Source organism: Borreliella carolinensis (genome assembly GCF_032595855.2).
GTDB classification, from domain to species: Bacteria; Spirochaetota; Spirochaetia; order Borreliales; family Borreliaceae; genus Borreliella; species Borreliella carolinensis.
This window is the reverse complement of sequence record NZ_CP132453.1, coordinates 186,338-206,043: the sequence shown is the minus strand read 5'-3', so window position 1 is coordinate 206,043 and position 19,706 is coordinate 186,338. Positions and strand designations below refer to the sequence as shown.

The 19,706-nt window shown below is 27.4% G+C and carries 21 protein-coding genes and 2 tRNA genes; 10 read left to right on the top strand and 13 right to left on the bottom strand.

All coding sequences use genetic code 11. The features are described from left to right. Window positions 1-4 precede the first annotated feature (4 nt). From QIA46_RS01000 to QIA46_RS00980, 5 genes are all read right to left on the bottom strand, one after another. A tRNA-Phe gene (locus tag QIA46_RS01000) sits at window positions 5-77 on the bottom strand. Window positions 78-282: 205 nt separating this feature from the next. Then, window positions 283-1,254, bottom strand: coding sequence for a protease modulator HflC (hflC, locus tag QIA46_RS00995; protein ID WP_317268129.1), 972 nt, complete (start codon window positions 1,252-1,254; stop codon window positions 283-285). After that, window positions 1,255-2,190 carry an FtsH protease activity modulator HflK gene (gene hflK, locus QIA46_RS00990; protein ID WP_317268128.1) on the bottom strand — a complete coding sequence of 312 codons (936 nt, stop codon included), beginning with the start codon at window positions 2,188-2,190 and terminating at the stop codon, window positions 1,255-1,257. A gap of 48 nt (window positions 2,191-2,238) precedes the next feature. After that, window positions 2,239-3,477, bottom strand: a complete 1,239-nt coding sequence (locus QIA46_RS00985) for a hemolysin family protein (RefSeq protein WP_317268127.1) — start codon at window positions 3,475-3,477, stop codon at window positions 2,239-2,241. An 84-nt stretch (window positions 3,478-3,561) separates the two neighbouring features. After that, window positions 3,562-3,634 (bottom strand) — tRNA-Cys (locus QIA46_RS00980). Between the two features lie 114 nt (window positions 3,635-3,748). Between QIA46_RS00980 and QIA46_RS00975 the strand changes: the two genes are divergently transcribed. After that, a complete protein-coding gene (locus tag QIA46_RS00975; protein WP_317268126.1) occupies window positions 3,749-5,275 on the top strand; it encodes a UDP-N-acetylmuramoyl-L-alanyl-D-glutamate--2,6-diaminopimelate ligase in 1,527 nt (508 codons plus the stop codon). 1 nt (window position 5,276) lies between these two features. Further along, window positions 5,277-6,362 carry a D-alanine--D-alanine ligase gene (locus QIA46_RS00970; RefSeq protein ID WP_301341378.1) on the top strand — a complete coding sequence of 362 codons (1,086 nt, stop codon included), beginning with the start codon at window positions 5,277-5,279 and terminating at the stop codon, window positions 6,360-6,362. Here the strand turns inward: QIA46_RS00970 and QIA46_RS00965 are convergent. From QIA46_RS00965 to prfA, 4 genes are read right to left on the bottom strand one after another with little or no spacing between them, the layout of a single operon-like run. Then, a complete protein-coding gene (locus QIA46_RS00965) occupies window positions 6,359-8,623 on the bottom strand; it encodes a hypothetical protein (protein ID WP_317268125.1) in 2,265 nt (754 codons plus the stop codon). The two genes, QIA46_RS00970 and QIA46_RS00965, sit on opposite strands and share 4 nt — an antisense overlap. After that, entirely contained in the window at window positions 8,613-10,616 is a 2,004-nt protein-coding gene (gene spoT, locus QIA46_RS00960) for a guanosine-3',5'-bis(diphosphate) 3'-pyrophosphohydrolase (protein WP_301341376.1), read from the bottom strand. Before spoT ends, QIA46_RS00965 begins: the two co-directional genes overlap by 11 nt. Beyond that, complete coding sequence (gene prmC / locus QIA46_RS00955) at window positions 10,573-11,433, bottom strand: peptide chain release factor N(5)-glutamine methyltransferase (protein WP_317268124.1); 861 nt, start codon at window positions 11,431-11,433, stop codon at window positions 10,573-10,575. The genes spoT and prmC overlap by 44 nt, the downstream gene beginning before the upstream one ends. Window positions 11,434-11,435: 2 nt before the next feature. Next, window positions 11,436-12,509: a peptide chain release factor 1 gene (gene prfA, locus QIA46_RS00950; RefSeq protein ID WP_317268123.1), complete on the bottom strand. Its 1,074-nt coding sequence runs from the start codon at window positions 12,507-12,509 to the stop codon at window positions 11,436-11,438. A gap of 335 nt (window positions 12,510-12,844) precedes the next feature. On the opposite strand from prfA, the gene QIA46_RS00945 reads away from it, so the two are divergent. After that, entirely contained in the window at window positions 12,845-13,984 is a 1,140-nt protein-coding gene (locus tag QIA46_RS00945) for a tetratricopeptide repeat protein (protein ID WP_317260074.1), read from the top strand. Next, window positions 13,981-14,790 carry a TatD family hydrolase gene (locus tag QIA46_RS00940; RefSeq protein WP_317268122.1) on the top strand — a complete coding sequence of 270 codons (810 nt, stop codon included), beginning with the start codon at window positions 13,981-13,983 and terminating at the stop codon, window positions 14,788-14,790. The genes QIA46_RS00945 and QIA46_RS00940 overlap by 4 nt, the downstream gene beginning before the upstream one ends. 12 nt (window positions 14,791-14,802) lie before the next feature. Here the strand turns inward: QIA46_RS00940 and QIA46_RS00935 are convergent, their stop codons facing one another. Next, window positions 14,803-15,543 carry a hypothetical protein gene (locus tag QIA46_RS00935; protein WP_317268121.1) on the bottom strand — a complete coding sequence of 247 codons (741 nt, stop codon included), beginning with the start codon at window positions 15,541-15,543 and terminating at the stop codon, window positions 14,803-14,805. Between the two features lies 1 nt (window position 15,544). Beyond that, window positions 15,545-16,198: a hypothetical protein gene (locus QIA46_RS00930; RefSeq protein WP_317268120.1), complete on the bottom strand. Its 654-nt coding sequence runs from the start codon at window positions 16,196-16,198 to the stop codon at window positions 15,545-15,547. Between the two features lie 204 nt (window positions 16,199-16,402). Between QIA46_RS00930 and infC the strand changes: the two genes are divergently transcribed. The 6 genes from infC to tsaB all read left to right on the top strand — a co-directional run bounded on the left by infC (window position 16,403) and on the right by tsaB (window position 19,082). After that, window positions 16,403-16,963: a translation initiation factor IF-3 gene (gene infC / locus QIA46_RS00925; protein ID WP_002556788.1), complete on the top strand. Its 561-nt coding sequence runs from the start codon at window positions 16,403-16,405 to the stop codon at window positions 16,961-16,963. Between the two features lie 22 nt (window positions 16,964-16,985). Beyond that, window positions 16,986-17,189, top strand: coding sequence for a 50S ribosomal protein L35 (rpmI, locus tag QIA46_RS00920; RefSeq protein WP_317268119.1), 204 nt, complete (start codon window positions 16,986-16,988; stop codon window positions 17,187-17,189). A 15-nt stretch (window positions 17,190-17,204) separates the two neighbouring features. Continuing rightward, the gene (gene rplT / locus QIA46_RS00915) at window positions 17,205-17,552 is read left to right on the top strand and encodes a 50S ribosomal protein L20 (RefSeq protein WP_317268118.1); all 348 of its coding nucleotides are present in this window, start codon (window positions 17,205-17,207) and stop codon (window positions 17,550-17,552) included. A 213-nt stretch (window positions 17,553-17,765) separates the two neighbouring features. Further along, window positions 17,766-18,026 (top strand): hypothetical protein, encoded by a 261-nt coding sequence (locus tag QIA46_RS00910; protein WP_301341367.1) that lies wholly within the window; start codon window positions 17,766-17,768, stop codon window positions 18,024-18,026. Continuing rightward, entirely contained in the window at window positions 18,023-18,436 is a 414-nt protein-coding gene (gene tsaE / locus QIA46_RS00905; RefSeq protein ID WP_317268117.1) for a tRNA (adenosine(37)-N6)-threonylcarbamoyltransferase complex ATPase subunit type 1 TsaE, read from the top strand. The genes QIA46_RS00910 and tsaE overlap by 4 nt, the downstream gene beginning before the upstream one ends. After that, entirely contained in the window at window positions 18,429-19,082 is a 654-nt protein-coding gene (gene tsaB, locus QIA46_RS00900; protein ID WP_317268116.1) for a tRNA (adenosine(37)-N6)-threonylcarbamoyltransferase complex dimerization subunit type 1 TsaB, read from the top strand. The genes tsaE and tsaB overlap by 8 nt, the downstream gene beginning before the upstream one ends. On the opposite strand, the gene csrA is transcribed toward tsaB, so the two are convergent. Continuing rightward, complete coding sequence (csrA, locus tag QIA46_RS00895) at window positions 19,066-19,311, bottom strand: carbon storage regulator CsrA (protein WP_301341365.1); 246 nt, start codon at window positions 19,309-19,311, stop codon at window positions 19,066-19,068. The genes tsaB and csrA overlap by 17 nt on opposite strands. 2 nt (window positions 19,312-19,313) lie before the next feature. Then, window positions 19,314-19,706, bottom strand: a complete 393-nt coding sequence (fliW, locus tag QIA46_RS00890) for a flagellar assembly protein FliW (protein WP_301341364.1) — start codon at window positions 19,704-19,706, stop codon at window positions 19,314-19,316.

Sequence of the window (19,706 nt, the reverse complement as noted above, 5' to 3'; positions counted from 1 at the left end):
TGTATGCTGCCGAGGAGAATCGAACTCCTGACACAAGGATTTTCAGTCCTATGCTCTACCAACTGAGCTACAGCAGCATTTTTATTCTAGTACCTTAATTTTTTCATAAGTATATATGTTTGTCAACTCTTTTCTCAAATTTTAACTTTTGGATATATTGCTAAAAAAATGATTTATAGCTAGCTTTGGGGTTTTAAAATGAGCAATTCTAAAAATTTAATTTATAATAACAGAATTTATATTTTACAGGTATTTAAAGAAAAAATTTATACTAATAAACTTTCAATTTCTTTTGTGAAGATATTTAAAGAAATCCATATCTGTTGAGAAAATTTTTCTGTTATCTTTTAATACTGCTTTATAACTTTCCAATGCTTGCCAGAATTTGTAAAATTCAACATTTTTACCGTATGCATTTGAATAAATTTTTGCAGCTTCTCGATCTCCTTCAGCTTTTATTTTGGCAGCAGTGGCTTTTGCTTCGCTTAATATTTTTAGCTTTTCTTTTTCTATGCTTCCAAGAATTTCTGTTTTTTCAGCCAATCCTATGCTTCTTTGTTCTTCTGCGATTTGTTGTCTTTCTGAAATCATTCTGTTGTTTACAGATTCAATAAGGCTTGGATCATAAGTAACTTTTCTTATTAGTACGTCTACAATTTCAATTCCAATATCTTTAGTATTGTTGTTTGCTATATGAATTATTTCTTTTTCGATTATCTTTCTTCCTTTTGTTATTTTATAAATTCCGTTAATTTTTGTTTCTTGTGGGGTGAGCACTCCATTAGACAAACGTTGAATAGGATCATTTGAGCTTCTTATAATTTCAAGCAAAGGATATTTTGCAATAACTCCTCTAACAGCAGGTTCAATTGCTGCGTCAATTCTAATGTAAGCTCTACTCATTGTTTTTATTGTTGTATAAAATTTATTTATGTCTGCAATTTTCCATCTAGCAGTTGTATCAATCCATATTAATTGTTTTTCTTCACCCCCTGTTGGGATTCTTTGGGGTTCTCCATCCCATCTAAGAATGATTTTGGGAAATATTTGTACATTTTCAATTAATGGGATTTTATATTTAAGTCCGGCTAAACTTTCGGTTCTTTGAATTTTTCCAAGTCGAGTGGTTATTGAAATTTCATTTTCTTTCAAAATATACATTGGTTGAAAAATAGACAAAATAGCCAAACAAACTATTACTGTAAAGATTATAATTTTTGCAGTAGATAATAAAAGATTTATTATAAATTTCATTTATTTTACCTCTTTAAATGGTAGAAAATTTTTGAAGTTTTTGTCAATTAATTCAATATTATCTTTGTTTTCAAGTATTTCTTTCATGGTTTCATTGTAAAGTCTTTCTTTTGTAATGTCGGGATTTTTTAAGTAAGCGTCTAGTATGGCATTAAAAATTTCTGTATCTGCTAATGCATTGTTTATTCTGCTTTCTTTGTATCCTCTGGCTTCTTCAATAACCTTTAATGCTTCACCTTTAATTTTGGGAACTATTTGATTAAATTCTTTTTTTCCTTCGTTTATGTATTTATTTTTATCTTGAATGGCAATGTTTACATCTTCAAAAGCCTCGTAAACCTTTCCTTTTGGGGGCAGAGCATTTCTAATTTGTACTTGCACCACGTCAATTCCTAAATTATAATTGTCTATTATTTCATTCATAGAAGATTTTACACCTTCTGTTACTCCCACCCGGTTGTCATTTATTATTTCAAAAATAGTATTATCCCCAATCAATCTATTCATTGATGACTTTGCAATATCTTTAATTGTTGTCTCAGGATCTTCTACTTTAAACTTGAATGAATAAGGATCTCTTATTTTGTATTGCACTAACCACTCAATGTTTATGATATTTAAATCTCCGGTAATAATCCTACCTTCGTCGCTTGTATTATCATTTTCTCTAATATCGCTTGGAGATATTAGAAATCCAAATTTAATTTCCTGGACTATTTTTACGGGTACGATAAATTTTTCTTCAATTAATGGAATCTTGACATGTATCCCAGAATCAAGAGTTCTGTTAAGCTTGCCAAGGCGAAGTACAATTGCTTCTTCTGATGGCCCTACTATGAATATGTTTGCAATAACTATTATTGATATTAGTATTAAAGTAATAATAATTATTAAATATTCGTAAGTTTTGTTAAAAATTTTTTTTATGTCAAACATTTGCTTCTCCTAATGTTTTAAATTGCTTTTAGTAAGCGAATTTTGTCACTACTTTTTGGATTTGATAAAAGTTATTGTTTCGATTTTATTATTCTGAATTTCCTTAATAAAATATTCTCCATCATTTGTTTTTACGGTTTCGTTTTTTGTTGGTATTTTGTCAAGTAGGTCTATTAAGTATCCCCCAATTGTATTTGTATATTCTTTATGCTTAATAGATATTCCAATTGTCTCTTCAATCTCGTCAAAAGTAGTTTCTCCAAGTATTGAGTAAGTATTGTCGCCAATTTGAGTAATCAGGGGTTTTTCCTCTTTAATGTCGTATTCGTCAGATATTGCTCCAAAAATTTTTTCTACAATGTCTTCTATTGTAAGTATTCCTGAAAAACCGCCATACTCATCTATTACTATTGCCATTATTTTTTGTTTTTTTCTCATAATGTCTAGTATGTCTTTTATTCTTTTGTTTTGTTGTACAAATACAGCAGGCTTAATAAATTGAGAAACGTTTTTATTCATATCTTTTTTACTTACTTCTATGAGGTCTTTAGCTATTAAAATACCAATTATCTGTTCTCTGCTTTGTCCTTTGTATATAGGGATTCTAGAGTATCCTTCTTCTTTGATCAATTTGATTACATCTTTTAGTTTTGATGAACTTGAGAGTGAAAAAACTTCTGTTCTGTGAGTCATGATCTCAGAAGCTCTTACTTGATCTATGTCTAACATTTTTTGCATAAATATTCTAGAGTCGTTGTTTAAAATTCCTAAACTTCCTGCTAAAGAGAGCATATTTTTTATGCTCTCTTTAGTCATTTGATAGTTAGCTTTGCCTTTAAAGAGATTTAATATTTTTTTTATTATTTTGTTTATTACATATATTAGTGGAGTAAATATAAAAATTAATGGTGTTAAAAAAAATGAAGTAGACAGAGCAATGATTTCATTATTTAGAATTGCAATTTGTTTTGGAAGTATTTCTGCAAAAATTAGAACGATTATTGTTATTAGGCCTGTTGATATTGCAAGTGCGCTGTTTCCATATTTTTCAAGTACAAATTTTGTTGTAAGCGTACTTGCCACAATATTTGATATATTGTTGCCTATAAGAATAGTAGTAATTAATTTTGAAGGAGATTGAACCAAATTGTACACCGAAATTCCCGATTTTCCTTTTTTTCTTATGTCTTGTATCTGAATTATACTTAATGAAGTATAAGCTGTTTCAGATGCTGAGAAAATAGCAGACAATATTATAAATAGTAGTATTACGATTAATTCTAACATATATGTATTATTTTAATTTATCTTTAATAAAAATGCTTTAAGTTATGCTCTTAAGTGTAAAAATATTTTTGACTTGACCTTAAAAGGCGCTGACCGGAATCGAACCGGCGAATCAAAGTTTTGCAGACTTCTCCCTTAGCCACTTGGGTACAGCGCCTTGTAACATTGCTTAGTTTATTAAAAAAATAGAAAATTGTAAATATATTTTCTATTGAAGCATAATTTTGAATTTCTTAGCTATTTTTATTAGTTTTATGTAAAATTTTAATGTATGAATAAAAAACTTAATGAAGTTTTATTAAAGTTAAATCAAGATTTAATAAAATGTGTAAAAGGTTCTCTTGATTTAGAAATATCGGGAGTTACTTATAGTTCTAAATTGGTTTTGCCCAGGTTTGTGTTTTTTGCTCTTCCAGGAATTCATTTTGATGGGCATGATTTTATTGAAATCGCAATTCAAAAGGGCAGCAATGTTATTGTGTGTTCAAGGGATGTGGATTTTTACAGTCCTAATGTTACTTATATCAAGGTAGATGATTGTAACATAAGAAAATTTATGTCTAATTTTTCAAATATTTTTTATGATGAACCTTCAAAAAAATTAAAAGTTATTGGAGTTACTGGCACTGACGGGAAAAGTTCTGTTTGTTATTATATATATCTGCTTTTAAAAAAAAAGGGCGTTAAAGTAGGGTTTATATCGACGGTATTTTTTGATGATGGGAGTGGGAGTTTGATTAAAAATCCCTACAGACAATCAACTCCTGAGTCTACAGAAATACATTCATTTTTAAGTAACATGGTTAAAAATGAAGCTCAATATGCAATTCTTGAATCTACTTCTCATGGACTTGACCTTGAAACAGCAAGGCTTATCGATGTTAATTATTTTGCAGTTGTTTTTACCAATATTGGACATGAACATCTTGAGTTTCATGGAACAATTCAAAATTATTTGAATGTCAAGCTGGGTCTTTTTCGGTCTGTTAGTGATGCTTCTGGTTTTGGGGTTGTTAATTTTGATGACGTTTATTCTTCTGATTTTAAGAATGCTGTTAAGAAATCTTTTACTTATAGCTTAAAAAGTAGTAAAGCAGATTTTTTTGTCAGTTTTATTGATGAAAAAACTAATTCTACCAGGTTTGAATTTTATCACAAGGGGATTAAATATTTTGCTAATGTTAATCTGCTTGGGAGTTTTAATGTTGAGAATGTAATGGCTGCTCTTATTTTAGTTTCTCAAATTTTAAATAGCGATATTCAAGACATTGTTGATAAGCTTATTTGCATTAAAAGTCTTGATGGGCGCATGGATAGTATTAACTTAGGTCAAAATTTTTCTGTAATAATTGATTATGCTCATACCCCTGGTGCTTTTTCTAAACTTTTTCCTATTTTTAAAAGATTTGCTGCTAATAGATTGATTTCTGTTTTTGGCTCTGCGGGAGAAAGAGATGTTGAGAAAAGATTTTTGCAAGGGCAAATTGCAGATATTTATTCTGATTTAATAGTACTTTGCGATGAAGATCCAAGAGGCGAGAATAGTATGTGTATAATTAAAGACATTGCAAAAGGAATTGTTAATAAAGTTATAAATCAAGATTTATTTTTTATTCCTGATAGAAAGCAGGCTATTGAAAAAGCAATAAGTCTTGCAAGGGCAGGAGATTTGGTTGTGACTTTGGGCAAAGGGCATGAAAGTTCAATAATTTATAAAAATAGAGAAGTTTTTTGGAATGAACAAGAGGTAGTTAAAAATGCTATTTTAAGTTTAAAAAAATCAGAAAAGGAGAAGTGATGTGAAGAAAAATCTTATGTTAATATTTGGTGGCGTTTCTTTTGAGCATGAAATTTCTTGCAAATCTGCTTATAGCATTTATTTAGCCCTTTTGGATCTAAATAAATACAATATTTATCCCGTTTATATTGATAAATGTACAGGTATTTGGTATTTATTAGATTCTGTTTCTGATCCCCCAAAGTCCATTAATATAGATGTTTTACCCACTGTTAGTTTATTGCCAGGGCTTGGAATTTTTTCAAATAACAAAAACCTTGAGATTGATGTTGTTTTCCCCGTTGTCCATGGAAGAACCGGTGAAGATGGTGCTATTCAGGGAGTTTTAAAAGTCATGGATATTCCTTGTGTTGGCGCTGGTATTATAGGGAGTGCTATTTCTAGTAATAAGTATTTTTGCAAACTTTTGCTTAAAAGTTTTGATATTCCGTTGGTTCCTTTTATTGGATTTAGACAACATGATTATTTTTTAGATAAAGAGGACGTAAAAAGAAACATAAAGGAGGTTTTAGGATATCCTGTTATTGTTAAGCCTGCAGTATTAGGGTCTTCAATTGGAATAAATGTAGCTTACAGTGAAAATCAAATTGAATCTTTTATTAAAGAGGCTTTAAAGTATGACCTTACCATTGTAATAGAGAAGTTTATTGAGGTTAGAGAGATCGAATGTTCTATTATTGGGAATGAAAAGATGAAAATATTTTCTCCCGGGGAAGTTGTTGTGCAAGATTTTATATTTTATGATTATGATGCTAAATATTCTGTTATTCCCGGAAATTCTATTATTTTTAATATTCCTGCACATCTTGAGACAAATCAGTTGTTAAGCATTAAAGAATATGCATTTCTTGCTTATAAGAATCTAGAACTCAGAGGTATGGCAAGAGTTGATTTTTTTGTTGAAAAAAAAACAGGAACTATTTATCTTAATGAAATAAATACTATTCCAGGATTTACCGATATATCTATGTTTGCTAAAATGTGCAGTCATGACGGTCTTCAGTTTAAAGACCTGGTGGATAATTTAATCGATTATGCTTTTCAAAGTTACATTAATAGGAAAAAAAGGATTAATTTTGAAGATTAATTTAATTTTAAATTTTTTAGATTTTCAATTTCTTTATCATCTTTTAGTTTGAAGTATTCAAGATTTTTATATTTTGCTGCTTTAGGCAATATTCCTGAATATTTTATTTTGTAAGAGTAATTTATTTTTATATTTTTTATTTCTTTATTGTTAGCTTTATTGTAAATTTTAACTTGATTTTTTTTAATATGAATATTTGCAAATGCTTCATATGCTATGTCGTCTTGAGATTTGAGAGTAAATGCAATTGTTGTTTTTTTAGAGTTAATGTTTTTAAGTGAAAAAATAATTTTATTAGCTAATATTTTATAAGGAGTATTGCTTTGATAAACTATTAGTTTAGATGCGTTTTTAAAATGCAGCTCGATTTGATTTGCAAGTTTTTGAGTAACCAAATCGATACTATAAACAGCTCTTTCTGCTATATCTATTTTTTTAAAATCAATATTTATTAACTCATCATTAGCTTCAATGTTAGTTTTTAATGTTTTTTCGTTTGCTTGTAAAGTTAGGTTAAAGTCATTTGAAATTATTTGAATAGGATGTTTATTGCCTTTTGGATATTCAATTTTTATTTTATTTATTTTTTCTGGAAAGTTAACTGTTTGTTCTATTTGTATTGCATGCTCTTCTTTATCAATATTGCTAGATATTATGATTGCGGTTATTAAAAAAAAAGTTGCAAGTCCAAGTTTTTCAGCTTTTTTTAAATTTTGTTTAATTTTTGGAAGTTTGGATTTTAAATGTTCTGAGATATTAATAAATATGGTAGAAAAAAGACAAATTGATATTAAATAGCTTAGTGTGAGCGTATTTTTGATTGATGTAGTATTTTGTATTAATGTTATTAATACAAAATTGATTATCCAAATGATTAATACCATTATTTTTCGAATAATAGTATTTTTATTTGGTTTTATTAACAATAAAATGCTTTTTATGATAACTATTAAGATAAATTCTATTTTAACAAACATTAATATTATTAGTTCAATAATAGAAGTTGATATTGCCAGGTATTTAAGTTGTCTGTAATTTAAATATATTGTGAAATTATATGTAAAAAGAGACAAAAGATTATGTATGAGTAAAGTTGCAAAAAAAGTTATTAGATATTTGGGATTTGTTATGCTGTAAGCCACTGTGTTTTCATAGCTCGCAAATATTTTATTTGTAAGCAATAAGGATAAATAAGTGCTTAAAAATAAAGTAAAAAACAATCTTACTAATTTGTAGTAATTATTTTTTACTTTTTTCATAACTAGTCCAGCTTCTTTATATTTTCTAATAAATACAATTATAATTAAGTTATAGCAAATGTAGATTAATGCTATTAAAGCAATTTCATTAATTATTATTTTTTTAAAAGGCGTATCAATTACAATATAGTGTACTTCATTGGTATTTTTACTTTTGTATTCACTGGTCAATGCTTCTTCGATTGATTTGTAAATTTCAAAAATAGTATTTTTATTTCCAGTTAATATAGGATTTAAATTATTATTTATTATTAAAAGGGGTATAGATTCATCACGATATAAATTATATAAAGTGTTTATTTTTTTTTCAGTTATTTTTGATGTGTTAAAATCAATTTTATTTTTTTCAAAGGTTTTTATAATGGCTTTTAAAAATCCTAAATTTGTTTTTGAATTTGTTACGAAAGATTCATTTTCTAAGTAAATTTTATTTTTTATTTTATTTTCGTTTAACATTAGGTATATTGTATTTGTATTTTTTCCTAAATACTTGTTGCTAAGTAAAATTCTGCTACTAATTATTGTATTTTCTTCTAAAGAATCATCCTCAACAAAAAAAAAATTTATGTTGTTTTCAGGGTTAGTATTTTTAAGTTTATGCAATAGCTCAATTGCAATTCCAATTGCTAAATTATTTTTTAAATTATTTTGTATTTTAATTGGAACGATTATATTATAAGTATTTATGTTGTTCCCTTTGATTTTAGAATGTATTATTTTTTGTGAATACCCAATAAATCCAATTTCTTGTAAAGAATATTCCATATATTTAACTTCATTTGTATTAAAATATTTTTTTATATAATTAAAAGTATTTATTATTTTTTCTTGTCTTTCATTTAGTTGATGAATTTTTCTAATATGCGTTTTTATTCTCTTTTCAGTTTCTATGTTTGTAGTATTATTGCTTGAATTGAATACATTTTTTTCCGTTTTATTTGGCACAATAGTGGAGCCTGTTGAGCCAAGCAATAATAATGATAACAATATGCTAATTATCATAATTTTTAATATCTTCTTCTATTTGCATTATTTGTAAGATATTTGGATTTTCTTTTAAAGCAGAAATAATTTTTGTTATATTTTTAGTGTTTGATGAAACTATTATATTTGTTATTCCATGACCATTGCCGCAGTCTTCTATTTTTTCGCTAATAAGTCTTACATCATTGAGTGTGAAAATGTTTTCAAGATAGCTAAATATCCCTTTAAGTTCTTTTAAGAGTAAGATAATGTGATGCACTTTCCGAGTTGGCGTTGCTTCCCACTCAACTTCAATCAGTTGTGTTTTTTTATAAGATTTAAGCTTTTGACAATTTTCATTGTGCACTATTATTTCGTCTTTATGTATTATTCCAATAATATCTTCACCTGTTGTTGGGCTGCATTCGGGGTCTATTGCAATTCTTTTTATTTTGGTTTTGGTATAAGCTTTAAACAAGCTAAAAAGCTTTCTTTGCTCTTTGTTTGCTCCAACAAGATACGCAATAATATTGTTATCTACAAAAATTGTGTTGTCATTTTTGTTAAGCCACGATCTAATTTTTGATCGAGCTTTTTTTGTTCGCACACTGTTTAGCCATATTACATCTGGTTTTGAATCTTTTGACGTGAATATTTCAACAATTTGTTCGTTTTTAAGTGGTTTTGTGATTGAGCTTATTTTTCCATTTATTTTTGCATAAAGAGCTTGATCTCCAATATCTGTGTGGATTATGTATGCAAAATCAATTGAATTTGATCCAAAGGGAAGTTCTACTACTTCTCCTTCTGGGGTGTAAACATATATGAATGTATTTAACAATTCTTTATGTATGTCATTCATTGAATATTGGCTTTTGTTGGCCGATTCTTGTTGCCATTTTTTTATTCGGTTTATAAATGAAAGATCGTCAGCCTTAAGTGCGATTTGTTCTTTGTATATCCAGTGGGCCGCAACCCCATAATTAGCAATTCTGTCCATTTCTTCTGTTCGAATTTGTATTTCAATAAGCTGGTTGTCCTCAGGTATTCTTACAGTAGTGTGTAGTGATTGATATTTATTTTCTTTTGGACTTGCAATGTAGTCTTTAAGTCTTCCCGGAATTGGTTTCCACACTCGGTGAACAATTTCTAATATTTCATAACATTCTTTTTGTTTTTTGCAAATTATTCTTATTCCTAGAGTATCAAAAATTTGAGTAAGCTTATTTGTTCTTGTTTGCATTTTTCTAAATATTGAGTAAAAGTGTTTTGATCTTACTGTAATTTCTGCTTCAATTCCGCTTTTTTGAAGTTCTTTTTCTATTGATAATTTGCCTTTGTATAATTTTTTTTCTCTTTCTATTTTTGTTTCAGATAAAAAATTTTTTATTTCTTTATAATCTTTAGGATAAAGATGCTTAAATGAAAGATCCTCAAGATATGTTTTAAGAGATGATATTCCAAGGCGTTCTGCTATTGGAACATAAGTTGAAAGGCAATCTTTTGCAATCCTGTCTTGTCTGTTTTTGGGTAAATAAGAGAGTGTTGTCATATTATGAAGCTTGTCTGCCAGTTTTATTATTATTATTCTAATGTCATGTGTCATTGCAAAAAACATTTTTGAGATAGTATTAGCCTCTTTTATGCTTCTTGTTTTATTATGTAAATCATGAATTTTAGTTACTCCGTCGATTAGGCTTAAAATTTCCTCGTCAAATTCTTTTACTATTTCTTCTTTTTCGATGTTTGTATCTTCAAGTACGTCATGCAGCAGTCCAGCAATAGTTGCTTTAAAGTCTAGTTGAAATTTGGCAAGAAATAATGAAACCATTATTGGATGAATAATGTAAGGCTCTCCACTTTCTCTGTATTGACCATAGTGAAGTTGTTCTGCTATTTCTAGAGCTTTGAATATGCTTTTTCGTTCAAATTCATCTTTGTAAGTATTCTCAACAGTTTTTTTAAAAATATTTTTAGCTTTTTCAAGATCATTTATCTTTATTAAGTGTGCAATCTCGTATGCTTGTATCATCCCTTTGTCCTAATATTAGTGCTCTTGCTCTCTTTTCAAGATCGTAAATTGTTTTTAAATGTGAAAATCCTTTTTTGATTGCAAAATCTTTCAAACTTTTTATTTGCCAAGGAGCCGATTCTATTATTATGAGTCCGTTTGGACTAAGCTTTTCTTTTGCTTGGCTTAATATTTTTCGAGAAATATTAAGCCCATCTTTTCCGAATCCCAAAAGAGCTTTTGTGGGCTCTTTTATTATTTTATTTTTTATTTCTAATTCTTCTTTGTTTAAATAAGGAGGATTTGTAATAATTATATCAAGCTTTCCCTTTATACATTTTAACAAATTAGAGTGAATTATTTCTACAAATTTTTCAAGTTTGAGCTTTTTTGTATTTTTTGCGACTATTTGTAAAGCTTTTGTTGAAATGTCTGAGAGTATTACTTTTTCTCTCATGTAATAGGCGATAGAAAGCCCTATGCACCCACTACCGCAGCATAAGTCTAATATTTTTTTAAATCTATTTTGTTGAATTTGAATTAAGGCCTCTTCAACCAAACATTCTGTATCAAATCTTGGGATTAATACATGCTTGTTTAGGTCAAATTCAATTCCCATAAATTCTTTCTTTTGAAGTATGTAGTGAATAGGGGTTCCTTTTTTTATTTTATCTATTTGATCAAAAAAAAGTTTTTTTTCTTTTTTTGTTAAGCTTTTTTTTATATTTGCAATTATTAATTCTTTTCTAGTTTTTAAAATTAATTCAAGTATTAGTAGCGCTTCTATTGTATCTAAATTTTTACTTTTAGCATAATTTATAACCTCGTTTATATTCATTGCTAGATATTGCTGCTTTTTAATGTTTGTTCTTGAAGTTCTATCATCAAGGGATCAAGAAGTGGATCAAGTTCTCCTTGCATAAATTCTTCTAATTTATAAAGAGTGATGTTTGCTCTATGATCTGTTATTCTATTTTGAGGAAAATTATAGGTCCTAATTCTTTCAGATCTATCTCCTGAGCCGACTTGTTGTTTTCTGTTGCTTGATCTTTGCTCTTGTTTTTTGGAATCTTCAAATTCATAAAGCCTTGCTCTTAATATTTTCATTGCTTGATCTTTGTTTTTATGTTGACTTCTTTCATTTTGGCACTGTACAACAATTCCCGTTGGTAGATGTGTTATTCTGACTGCGGAATCAGTTGTGTTAACGTGTTGCCCACCAGCCCCAGACGATCTGTAAACATCAATTCTTAAATCTTTTTCATTGATATCAATTTCAGTTTCTTCAATATTGGGTAGCACTGCTACAGTAGCAGCCGAGGTTTGAAGCCTTCCGCTAGACTCTGTTATTGGGATTCTTTGCACTCTGTGAACACCGCTTTCGTATTTTAATTTTTTAAATACATCTTTTCCCCTAATTTCAAAGATTATTTCTTTAAATCCCCCAAGTTCTGTTTCATTGAAGTTTATTATTTCTGTTTTCCATTTTTTTTTCTCTGAATATTTTATATACATGCTATAAAGATTGTTTGCAAAAAGAGCAGCTTCTTCTCCGCCTGTTCCAGCCCTAATTTCAATTATTATGTTTTTGCTATCATTTTCATCTTGAGGCAAAAGTAGTATTTTTATTTGATGTTCAAGATCTTCTTTTTTTTTGTCCAGATCAATTAGCTCTTGTTTTATCAATTCTTTCATTTCTTGCTGATCTTCTTCTTCCAAGATGGTTTTGTTGTCATTAATTTGGCTTAGTATTTTCTCGTATTCAATTTTTTTAGTATTTATTTTTTCTAAATATGTATATTCTTTTATTATTTTTGAATATTTTTTTTGATCTTTAATTAGATTTATATCTTGCAATTTTTCTTCTATCAACTTAATCTTACTTGTTGCTGAATTTAATTTTTCTAAAAGCATTATGATTTCTCCTGAAAGATAGTAATAGTTTATATTAATTTTAGATTTTTTTGTTAGACTTTTTAATAAGTTTTGTGTTGATGTCTATGTTTATGTTTTATTTTAGTATTTTTTCAAAACTGCTTTCATGAAATAAATAGAATAATCTTGATTAATAAAAATCAATTATATTTTTTCATGTTTTTTTATATAATGAATGTTATTAAGTTGGATATTAAAGTTAGATTAGGTTTTGTTGTATTTATATATAAATTGAGCTTTACGTATTATTATTTGTGGTGTGTTTGAGGTAGTTAAAGTTATATCTTTGATAAACCGATTTAAAAGGGGTATTTATGTTAAATGAAAAAATTTTGGATGCTTTAGAAGATCTCTCGAATATTTCTGATGATCAACTTCTTGATGTCACTGAGAAATCAAAAAGAGGGTATCAATTGATCAAAGAAGAAAGGCTTTCTGAAGCAGAAAGTTTATTTTCTGATATCCTTGAAAAGGATAATGAGAATAATTATGCTCTTGTTGGGCTTGGAGACATTGAAAGGAAGAAGAATAATTACGATAAAGCAATAGTTTATTATCAAAAATGTCTTGTAAAGCATCCAAGCAATAATTATGCTCTTTTTGGACTTGGAGATTGTTACAGAAATTTAGATAATTATAAAAAAGCCACAGACATATGGGAAGAATATTTAAAATATGATCCTGAGAATATAACGGTTTTAACAAGAGTTGCAGCATCTTACAGGAAGCTAAAAAATTTTCAAAAATCTAAGCAAACTTATCTTAAGGTAATGGAATTAATGCCTGAGAATGATTATGCGCTTGTAGGTATTGGTCATTTGTATTATGACTTTAAAGAATATAAAGAGGCTTTAAAGTATTGGCTTAAAATGTATGAATTAAATCAATCCAAAGTTGACGTTAGAGTATTAACTTCAATTGGCAATTGTTATCGCAAGCTAAGGGAATTTACCAGAGGAATTTATTTTTTTAAAAAAGCTTTAGAAATTTCGCCTAGTAATTTTTATGCTGTTTTTGGACTTGCCGATTGTTATAGAGGGAATAAGGAGTACAAAGAGGCTTTAAAATATTGGCTTGATATTATCGAAAAAGATCCAAAAAATAATTTGGTTCTTACAAGAGTAGGAGATGCTTATCGCTATTTGAATGATTATGAAAATTCTCAAATTTATTATAAAAAGGCTCTTGATGTTGATTTTGATATGTTTGCCATACTTGGACTTGCTCTTATTCAAAAGGATCAGGGTAAATATGAAGAAGCATTAATAGCTATTAAAAGTTTAATTAAAAATAATCCTAAAAATTCGGCATTGTATGTTAATGCTGCTGAATGTTATGAAGCGTTGGGGCAGATTGAGAATGCCATTGATATTTTGTCAAGCTTTTTACATCTTGGTATGAAAAATATTGTTGTTATTGACTACCTTGCAGCTCTTAGGAAAAAAATGGAATGACGGGCTCTTTACTTGAAATTGAAAAATCTATTTTTTTTGATAAATTAATAGATACCCATGTTCATTTTTATGAATTAAAGAAAAGATCTTTGGACGTTAATTACATTATTAATGAATGTTTTAAAAACGGCTTTTCTTATTTTCTTGATGTCGGCTTGCATCCTAGTGATTTTAATGATAGAAAAGATCTTTTAAGTCCTTTTTCTAATGTATTTTTAACATCGGGTATTCATCCTTTAAATTTAAGTGATCACTTTAAAGATGATATTAAACAGCTTGAAAAAATTTTGATTAGTGAAAATGTTGTTGCTGTTGGCGAGATTGGCCTTGATTATTTTAAAGCAGATAACAAGAAATTCCAAATTAAAGTTTTTGAAGAGCAATTGTATTTGGCTGATAAATATAAAAAGCCAGTTATTTTGCATATAAGAGATGCCTATGATGATGTCTATAATATTGTAAGGTCTTTAAATTTTTTAAATAGGGGTATATTACATTGTTATTCAGGAACTTATGAGCATGCTAAAAAATTTATTGATTTGGGATTTAAAGTTTCTTTTTCTGGGAATATAACTTTTAAAAATGCACAATCTTTAAGGATTCTTGTTGGCAAGTTAAATACCAACGATCTTTTAATAGAAACAGATAGTCCTTTTTTAGCTCCAGTACCATTGAGAGGTAAAATTAATTCACCTTTGTTTTTAGGATATGTATGTCTTGAGATTGCAAGGATTAAAAATTGTCCTGTTAATGATGTTGCTATTGCAGTATACAATAGTTTTAAAGATCTTTTATTGTTGCATTAAATTTAATTATTTTTATTGTTTGTAAATGCTAAATTCATATTGGAAGTTACTTTCAATATCTTTTACTATTTTTGTTAAATCAGGCTCTTTAAGAGTGATTATATATTGTAGCTTAATGATTTTTAAGTCTTTTCTTGTATTGCCAATTAATACAAATTTTATATTTTTGAAAAAGGGCGAATTTGATATTTTTTTTAAAATAATATTATTATCCCTTAAGGAGAATAATATTATTGTGTTTATTTGAGGAGTAATAAATGTTTGCATATAGGATATGTTTTTTTCGTTTATTAGGGTAATATTAGCATTTTTTTCTTTGCCTTTTTTTTCCAAGTATTCAAGGTCTTCGCTATTTAGAGATTTGTCTCTAAATATTAATGTTTTTTGCAAGTTTATTGATTTTTCGTTGAGCAGAAAATCAATAGATTTTTTGAGAGAAAATTTTATTTTTGATAGATAAAAAATTTTTTCTTTTAGAATTTCGTTATTTAGTATTTCATTATTTGATTTGTGCGTTAATAGAATTTTTTTTGTTGTTTTAAGCTTGTCTTTTACAGTTTCTAAATTTTTATCATTTATAAATAGTATTTCGTTTTTTATGAATGGAGTTTTTTGAATTTCAAAAAAATATTCAGTTGCATCTGAGAAAATTATTGAATAATTAAATTGTTTTTCAGTAATGGAATATTTTTTGCATCCTTGTGTTGAAATTGCTAAGAGTGCTATTATAGCAAGTTTTTTTAGGACAGACATTTTATTTCCTAGTATACTTATTATTAATAGCTATAGATATTAAAACCAATCCAAGTATTATTAGTGCATAGATTCTCATATTGGTTAGGATTAATGTTTTTAAAATTGCAATAAATAATCCTAAAAATATAATAGGAGAAAGAATAATTTTGTATTCTTTTGCCGAGTATTTTTGGTAGTTTTTAATTTTCTTTTCAAAGATTGTGGCTGAAAATATTAGCTCTATTGCATTAAGCATTGGTAATTCAATATATTCATAGACTCCAAAAATTTTGCTATTTAGAATTATTATTTCTAAGTTTTTAGAAAAAATTAGTCCAAATGTGAAATATATAAGAATTGTTAAATTTTTTTTAAATAAAGAATTTTCATTTAGAGTAAAAAAAAATATAAATATTAATAGTGGGAATATATAATAGTATAAATGTTCTTTGATAAATATTGAAATTCCCAGACTTATTCTTGATGTGTAATCTAATTCAAATGATCTATATAGAATAAATTCCTGAGTTAAATAAAGGAAAGAAAACATTGTTATTGCAAGAAATATTGCTAAAACATGGGCTTGGATATTTTTTGTTTGACTTTGTCTTAACTTAATATCCATATAAATTTGTAATATTAGCGGTAGACTTGTTAATAAAAATAAACTCATTGTAAGTACAATTCTACTTTTAAACGTTTTTTTAATCAATTGATTGATTAAAAACTTGTGTGATTTGGATATTTGTTTTATCAATTTTTTTAATTTTATTACTTTTTGTAAACGTTATTCTTAGAATTTACTTTTTAGTGAATGTATAATAGAATTAAGTATTAATATTAATTATTAATTGATTTAGGAGTATATATTTTTTAAATGATAAATAGAAATGCCAATAGAGATAGGGATAGGTCCAGATCAAATGACAAGGAATTGAAAATTAATTACAGAATCAAGGCTCGTGAGGTAAGAGTTATTTTTGAAAATGGAACACAAGAAGTTTTATCGATTGAAGATGCTATTAAAAAAGCAAAGGAAGCTGGACTTGATTTGGTTGAGGTTTCTCCTAATGTATCTCCTCCGGTTTGTAAGATTATTGATTATGGAAAATATAAATTCCATCAAGAAAAGCGTCAAAAAGAGCAAAAGAAGAATCAAAAAGTAATTAAGCTTAAGGAAGTCAGAATGCAGCCCAAGATAGATGCTCATGACCTTGATTTTAAATCAAAAAACATTTTAGGTTTTCTAAAAGATGGAAATAAGGTTAAAGTTACAATAAGATTTAGAGGTCGTGAACTTGCTCACACATATTTAGGATATGGCATCTTGAATAGCATTCTTGAAAAAGTAGGGGATGTGAATTATGTTTTGGAATCTGCGGCTAAAATGGAAGGCAAAACAATGTTTTTGATTGTAGCGCCCAAGTTTAAAAAATAAATATTAAATTAAAGGGGATGAAATGGCAAATAAAATGAAAACACGTAAAAGTGCAAAAAAAAGGTATTCTTTTACTGTAAATGGTAAAGTTAAGTATAAAAAACAAAATTTAAGGCATATTTTGACGAAAAAATCTTCTAAGCGCAAGAGAAATTTAAGAAAATCAGGTAATCTTTCTTCTTTTGAAACTAAAAGAATTAAAACTTTATTACCTTATGGAAAATAATTTTAGGAGACAGATATGGCTAGAGCTAAAAACGGAACAGTTCACGTTGCAAGGCGTAAGAGAATTTTAAAAAAAACAAAAGGGTTTTGGGGTACAAAAAAGAGTAATTATAAAAAAGCTAAAGATACCTTAAGAAAGGGTATGATGTATGCTACAAGAGATAGAAAGGTTAGAAAAAGAGATTTTAGACGCTTGTGGATTTCAAGAATTTCGGCTGCTTTAAGTGATACTGGGGTTAGTTATTCAAAATTTATTGAAGGTTTATTGAAGTCTAATATAAAAATTAATAGAAAAATTTTGTCTAATTTGGCAATTGAAGATATTGAAGCTTTTAAAAAAATTGTTTTAGAAATAAGAAGATGAAAAATCAAAACTCCTGGGAGGTTTAATTTTAAGAATTAGAGTTATTTTTTTGCGACATCTCATAAAATTTAGGAATTTGAAGATTTTTAGTCAATGATAGCCAAAAGCAATTCAGAGGTTAAGAATAAAAATTCCGCCTTTAAAAATAGCGCTAAATAAAAATGTTCTTATGTTGGCTTTTTGGGAGTTTAATTTATTTTAAGGATTATTATTGTGCAGCTTATTTCTCTTAATAATATTGAAAAGCAAGAGAGCTTTATACACTATAGAAATGTATATTTTGCTGATGTTGTTTATAAGTATAATGACATTTTGGAAATCAAAAAAGTCAAATTTGTAATTGAGGCTACACCCTTAGGAGAAAAGCACGTCACTATTGATTTTATAGATTTTTTAAATTATCCTGTTTTAAAGCTAATGGTTGCAATTAAAAGGCATGTAATTGATTTGGAGTTTAAAGGTAAGCTTCCTTGATTTTAGAATTTAAATCAGAAAAAAAAATGATAAATTTTTCCAAATCTTTTTTTTATCCTTTACCAATTGGTAAAATATTTGCTTTAAGTGGTGATATGGGAGCGGGAAAAACTAGTTTTTTAAAGGGACTTGCGCTTAACCTTGGAATTTCTTATTTTACAAGTCCAACTTATAATATTGTTAATGTTTATGATTTTGTAGATTTTAAATTTTATCATATTGATTTATATCGGGTGTTTTCTTTAGAAGAATTTGAGCTTGTTGGGGGATTGGAAATACTTATGGATCTTGACTCAATTATTGCTATTGAATGGCCACAAATTGCTTTGAGCATTGTTCCAAAAGACAGATTATTTTCTTTAACTTTTAAAATAATCGATTCAGGCAGGGTTTTAGAATTTAATGATTAATACGCTTGCATTTGAATATTCATATAAAGCGTTAATAATTTATTTTAGAATTAATAATAAGAATTTTTCATTGGTTGAACTTAAATCAAATTTTAATTTTAGTGTTCCAAAAATTTTCAATGATTTTATAATTAAAAATAATATAGATCTTAATCAAATTGAATTAATTATAAATTCTTGTGGTCCTGGTTCTTTTACTGGCCTTAGAATTAGTTTAAGTTTTGTCAAAGGTCTTGCTTTGGGTCTTTCTGTTCCTTTTGTCAATATTTCCACATTAGATGTTTTTGCAAATTTAGTTAAAAACAGTCCTAGTGTAATTGTATTAACTTTTACTGCAGGTAAATATTTTCTTGGGCACTATAAAAATTGCGAGTTGGTGGGGAAGATTTTGTGTTTTTCTAAGGAAGATTTGTTTGAATATTTGAATCAGATTGATCCAAATTCAGTGCTTATTGGGAACAATCTTGAGAATGTTTCCAAAGAGTCCAATTATAAATTTAAAATCATTGAAAATTTAAGTTCGTTTGGAAAAATTTTGACAGAACTTGGGATAGCTAAATATTTAAAAAATCGCAAAAGTGATGATATTTTATCAGGACCTCTTTACATAAGGCAAAGTGATGCAGAGATTAAGTTTCATTCTTGAAATAATGATTGAATAGGCTTTTAATTTTGCTTATATTATGCTTATCTTTTAGTAGTGATTTTTTATTTTCTTCTATAATAAATTCATAAATTTCAGATCTAAATATTTTAATGTTTTCAGGGGCTTTAATTGCTATTTTAACAGTATCCTTTTTTATCTCTAATATTAAAACTTCAATGTCAGAGTTTATTTTAATACTTTCATTTACTTTTCTTGACAATACTAGCATCTTTATTCCTTGAAAACTTTATGGTGTAGTGAGTAATTTTCATTTGTGCATATAGCTTGTTTTCCAAGTAATTTTTTTTTGTTTATTATGATTGGTGCTTTTAGATTAGCTGTAATGTCTTTATAATCATTAACATGCATATTAATTATGCATAGTATAACTTTTTCATCTTCTGCTGTTGCTTTAATATCCGACCAATCTTTTTCTTCGATATTTGGTAAGTATTCGCTTAAAAAATTAAAAGGAGATGTTACCAAAAAACTTACGTCTTTATTCATGGATTGCATAATAGAAAAAGGCTTATACTTAGAGTCTTTTATTATAAATTTTTTAATGTTTTCAAATCCAAGTATTCCTTCGGGAAAATCAAATTCTATACTTTTTTCATCGATCAT

Coding starts and splice junctions, on each gene's coding strand:
- hflC (WP_317268129.1), bottom strand. CDS start 1,254: ATGAAATTTATAATAAATCTTTTATTATCTACTGCAAAAATTATAATC.
- hflK (WP_317268128.1), bottom strand. CDS start 2,190: ATGTTTGACATAAAAAAAATTTTTAACAAAACTTACGAATATTTAATA.
- QIA46_RS00985 (WP_317268127.1), bottom strand. CDS start 3,477: ATGTTAGAATTAATCGTAATACTACTATTTATAATATTGTCTGCTATT.
- QIA46_RS00975 (WP_317268126.1), top strand. CDS start 3,749: ATGAATAAAAAACTTAATGAAGTTTTATTAAAGTTAAATCAAGATTTA.
- QIA46_RS00965 (WP_317268125.1), bottom strand. CDS start 8,623: ATGATAATTAGCATATTGTTATCATTATTATTGCTTGGCTCAACAGGC.
- spoT (WP_301341376.1), bottom strand. CDS start 10,616: ATGATACAAGCATACGAGATTGCACACTTAATAAAGATAAATGATCTT.
- prmC (WP_317268124.1), bottom strand. CDS start 11,433: ATGAATATAAACGAGGTTATAAATTATGCTAAAAGTAAAAATTTAGAT.
- prfA (WP_317268123.1), bottom strand. CDS start 12,509: ATGCTTTTAGAAAAATTAAATTCAGCAACAAGTAAGATTAAGTTGATA.
- QIA46_RS00945 (WP_317260074.1), top strand. CDS start 12,845: ATGTTAAATGAAAAAATTTTGGATGCTTTAGAAGATCTCTCGAATATT.
- QIA46_RS00940 (WP_317268122.1), top strand. CDS start 13,981: ATGACGGGCTCTTTACTTGAAATTGAAAAATCTATTTTTTTTGATAAA.
- QIA46_RS00935 (WP_317268121.1), bottom strand. CDS start 15,543: ATGTCTGTCCTAAAAAAACTTGCTATAATAGCACTCTTAGCAATTTCA.
- QIA46_RS00930 (WP_317268120.1), bottom strand. CDS start 16,198: ATGAGTTTATTTTTATTAACAAGTCTACCGCTAATATTACAAATTTAT.
- infC (WP_002556788.1), top strand. CDS start 16,403: ATGATAAATAGAAATGCCAATAGAGATAGGGATAGGTCCAGATCAAAT.
- rpmI (WP_317268119.1), top strand. CDS start 16,986: ATGGCAAATAAAATGAAAACACGTAAAAGTGCAAAAAAAAGGTATTCT.
- rplT (WP_317268118.1), top strand. CDS start 17,205: ATGGCTAGAGCTAAAAACGGAACAGTTCACGTTGCAAGGCGTAAGAGA.
- tsaB (WP_317268116.1), top strand. CDS start 18,429: ATGATTAATACGCTTGCATTTGAATATTCATATAAAGCGTTAATAATT.
- csrA (WP_301341365.1), bottom strand. CDS start 19,311: ATGCTAGTATTGTCAAGAAAAGTAAATGAAAGTATTAAAATAAACTCT.
- fliW (WP_301341364.1), bottom strand. CDS start 19,706: ATGATCGATGAAAAAAGTATAGAATTTGATTTTCCCGAAGGAATACTT.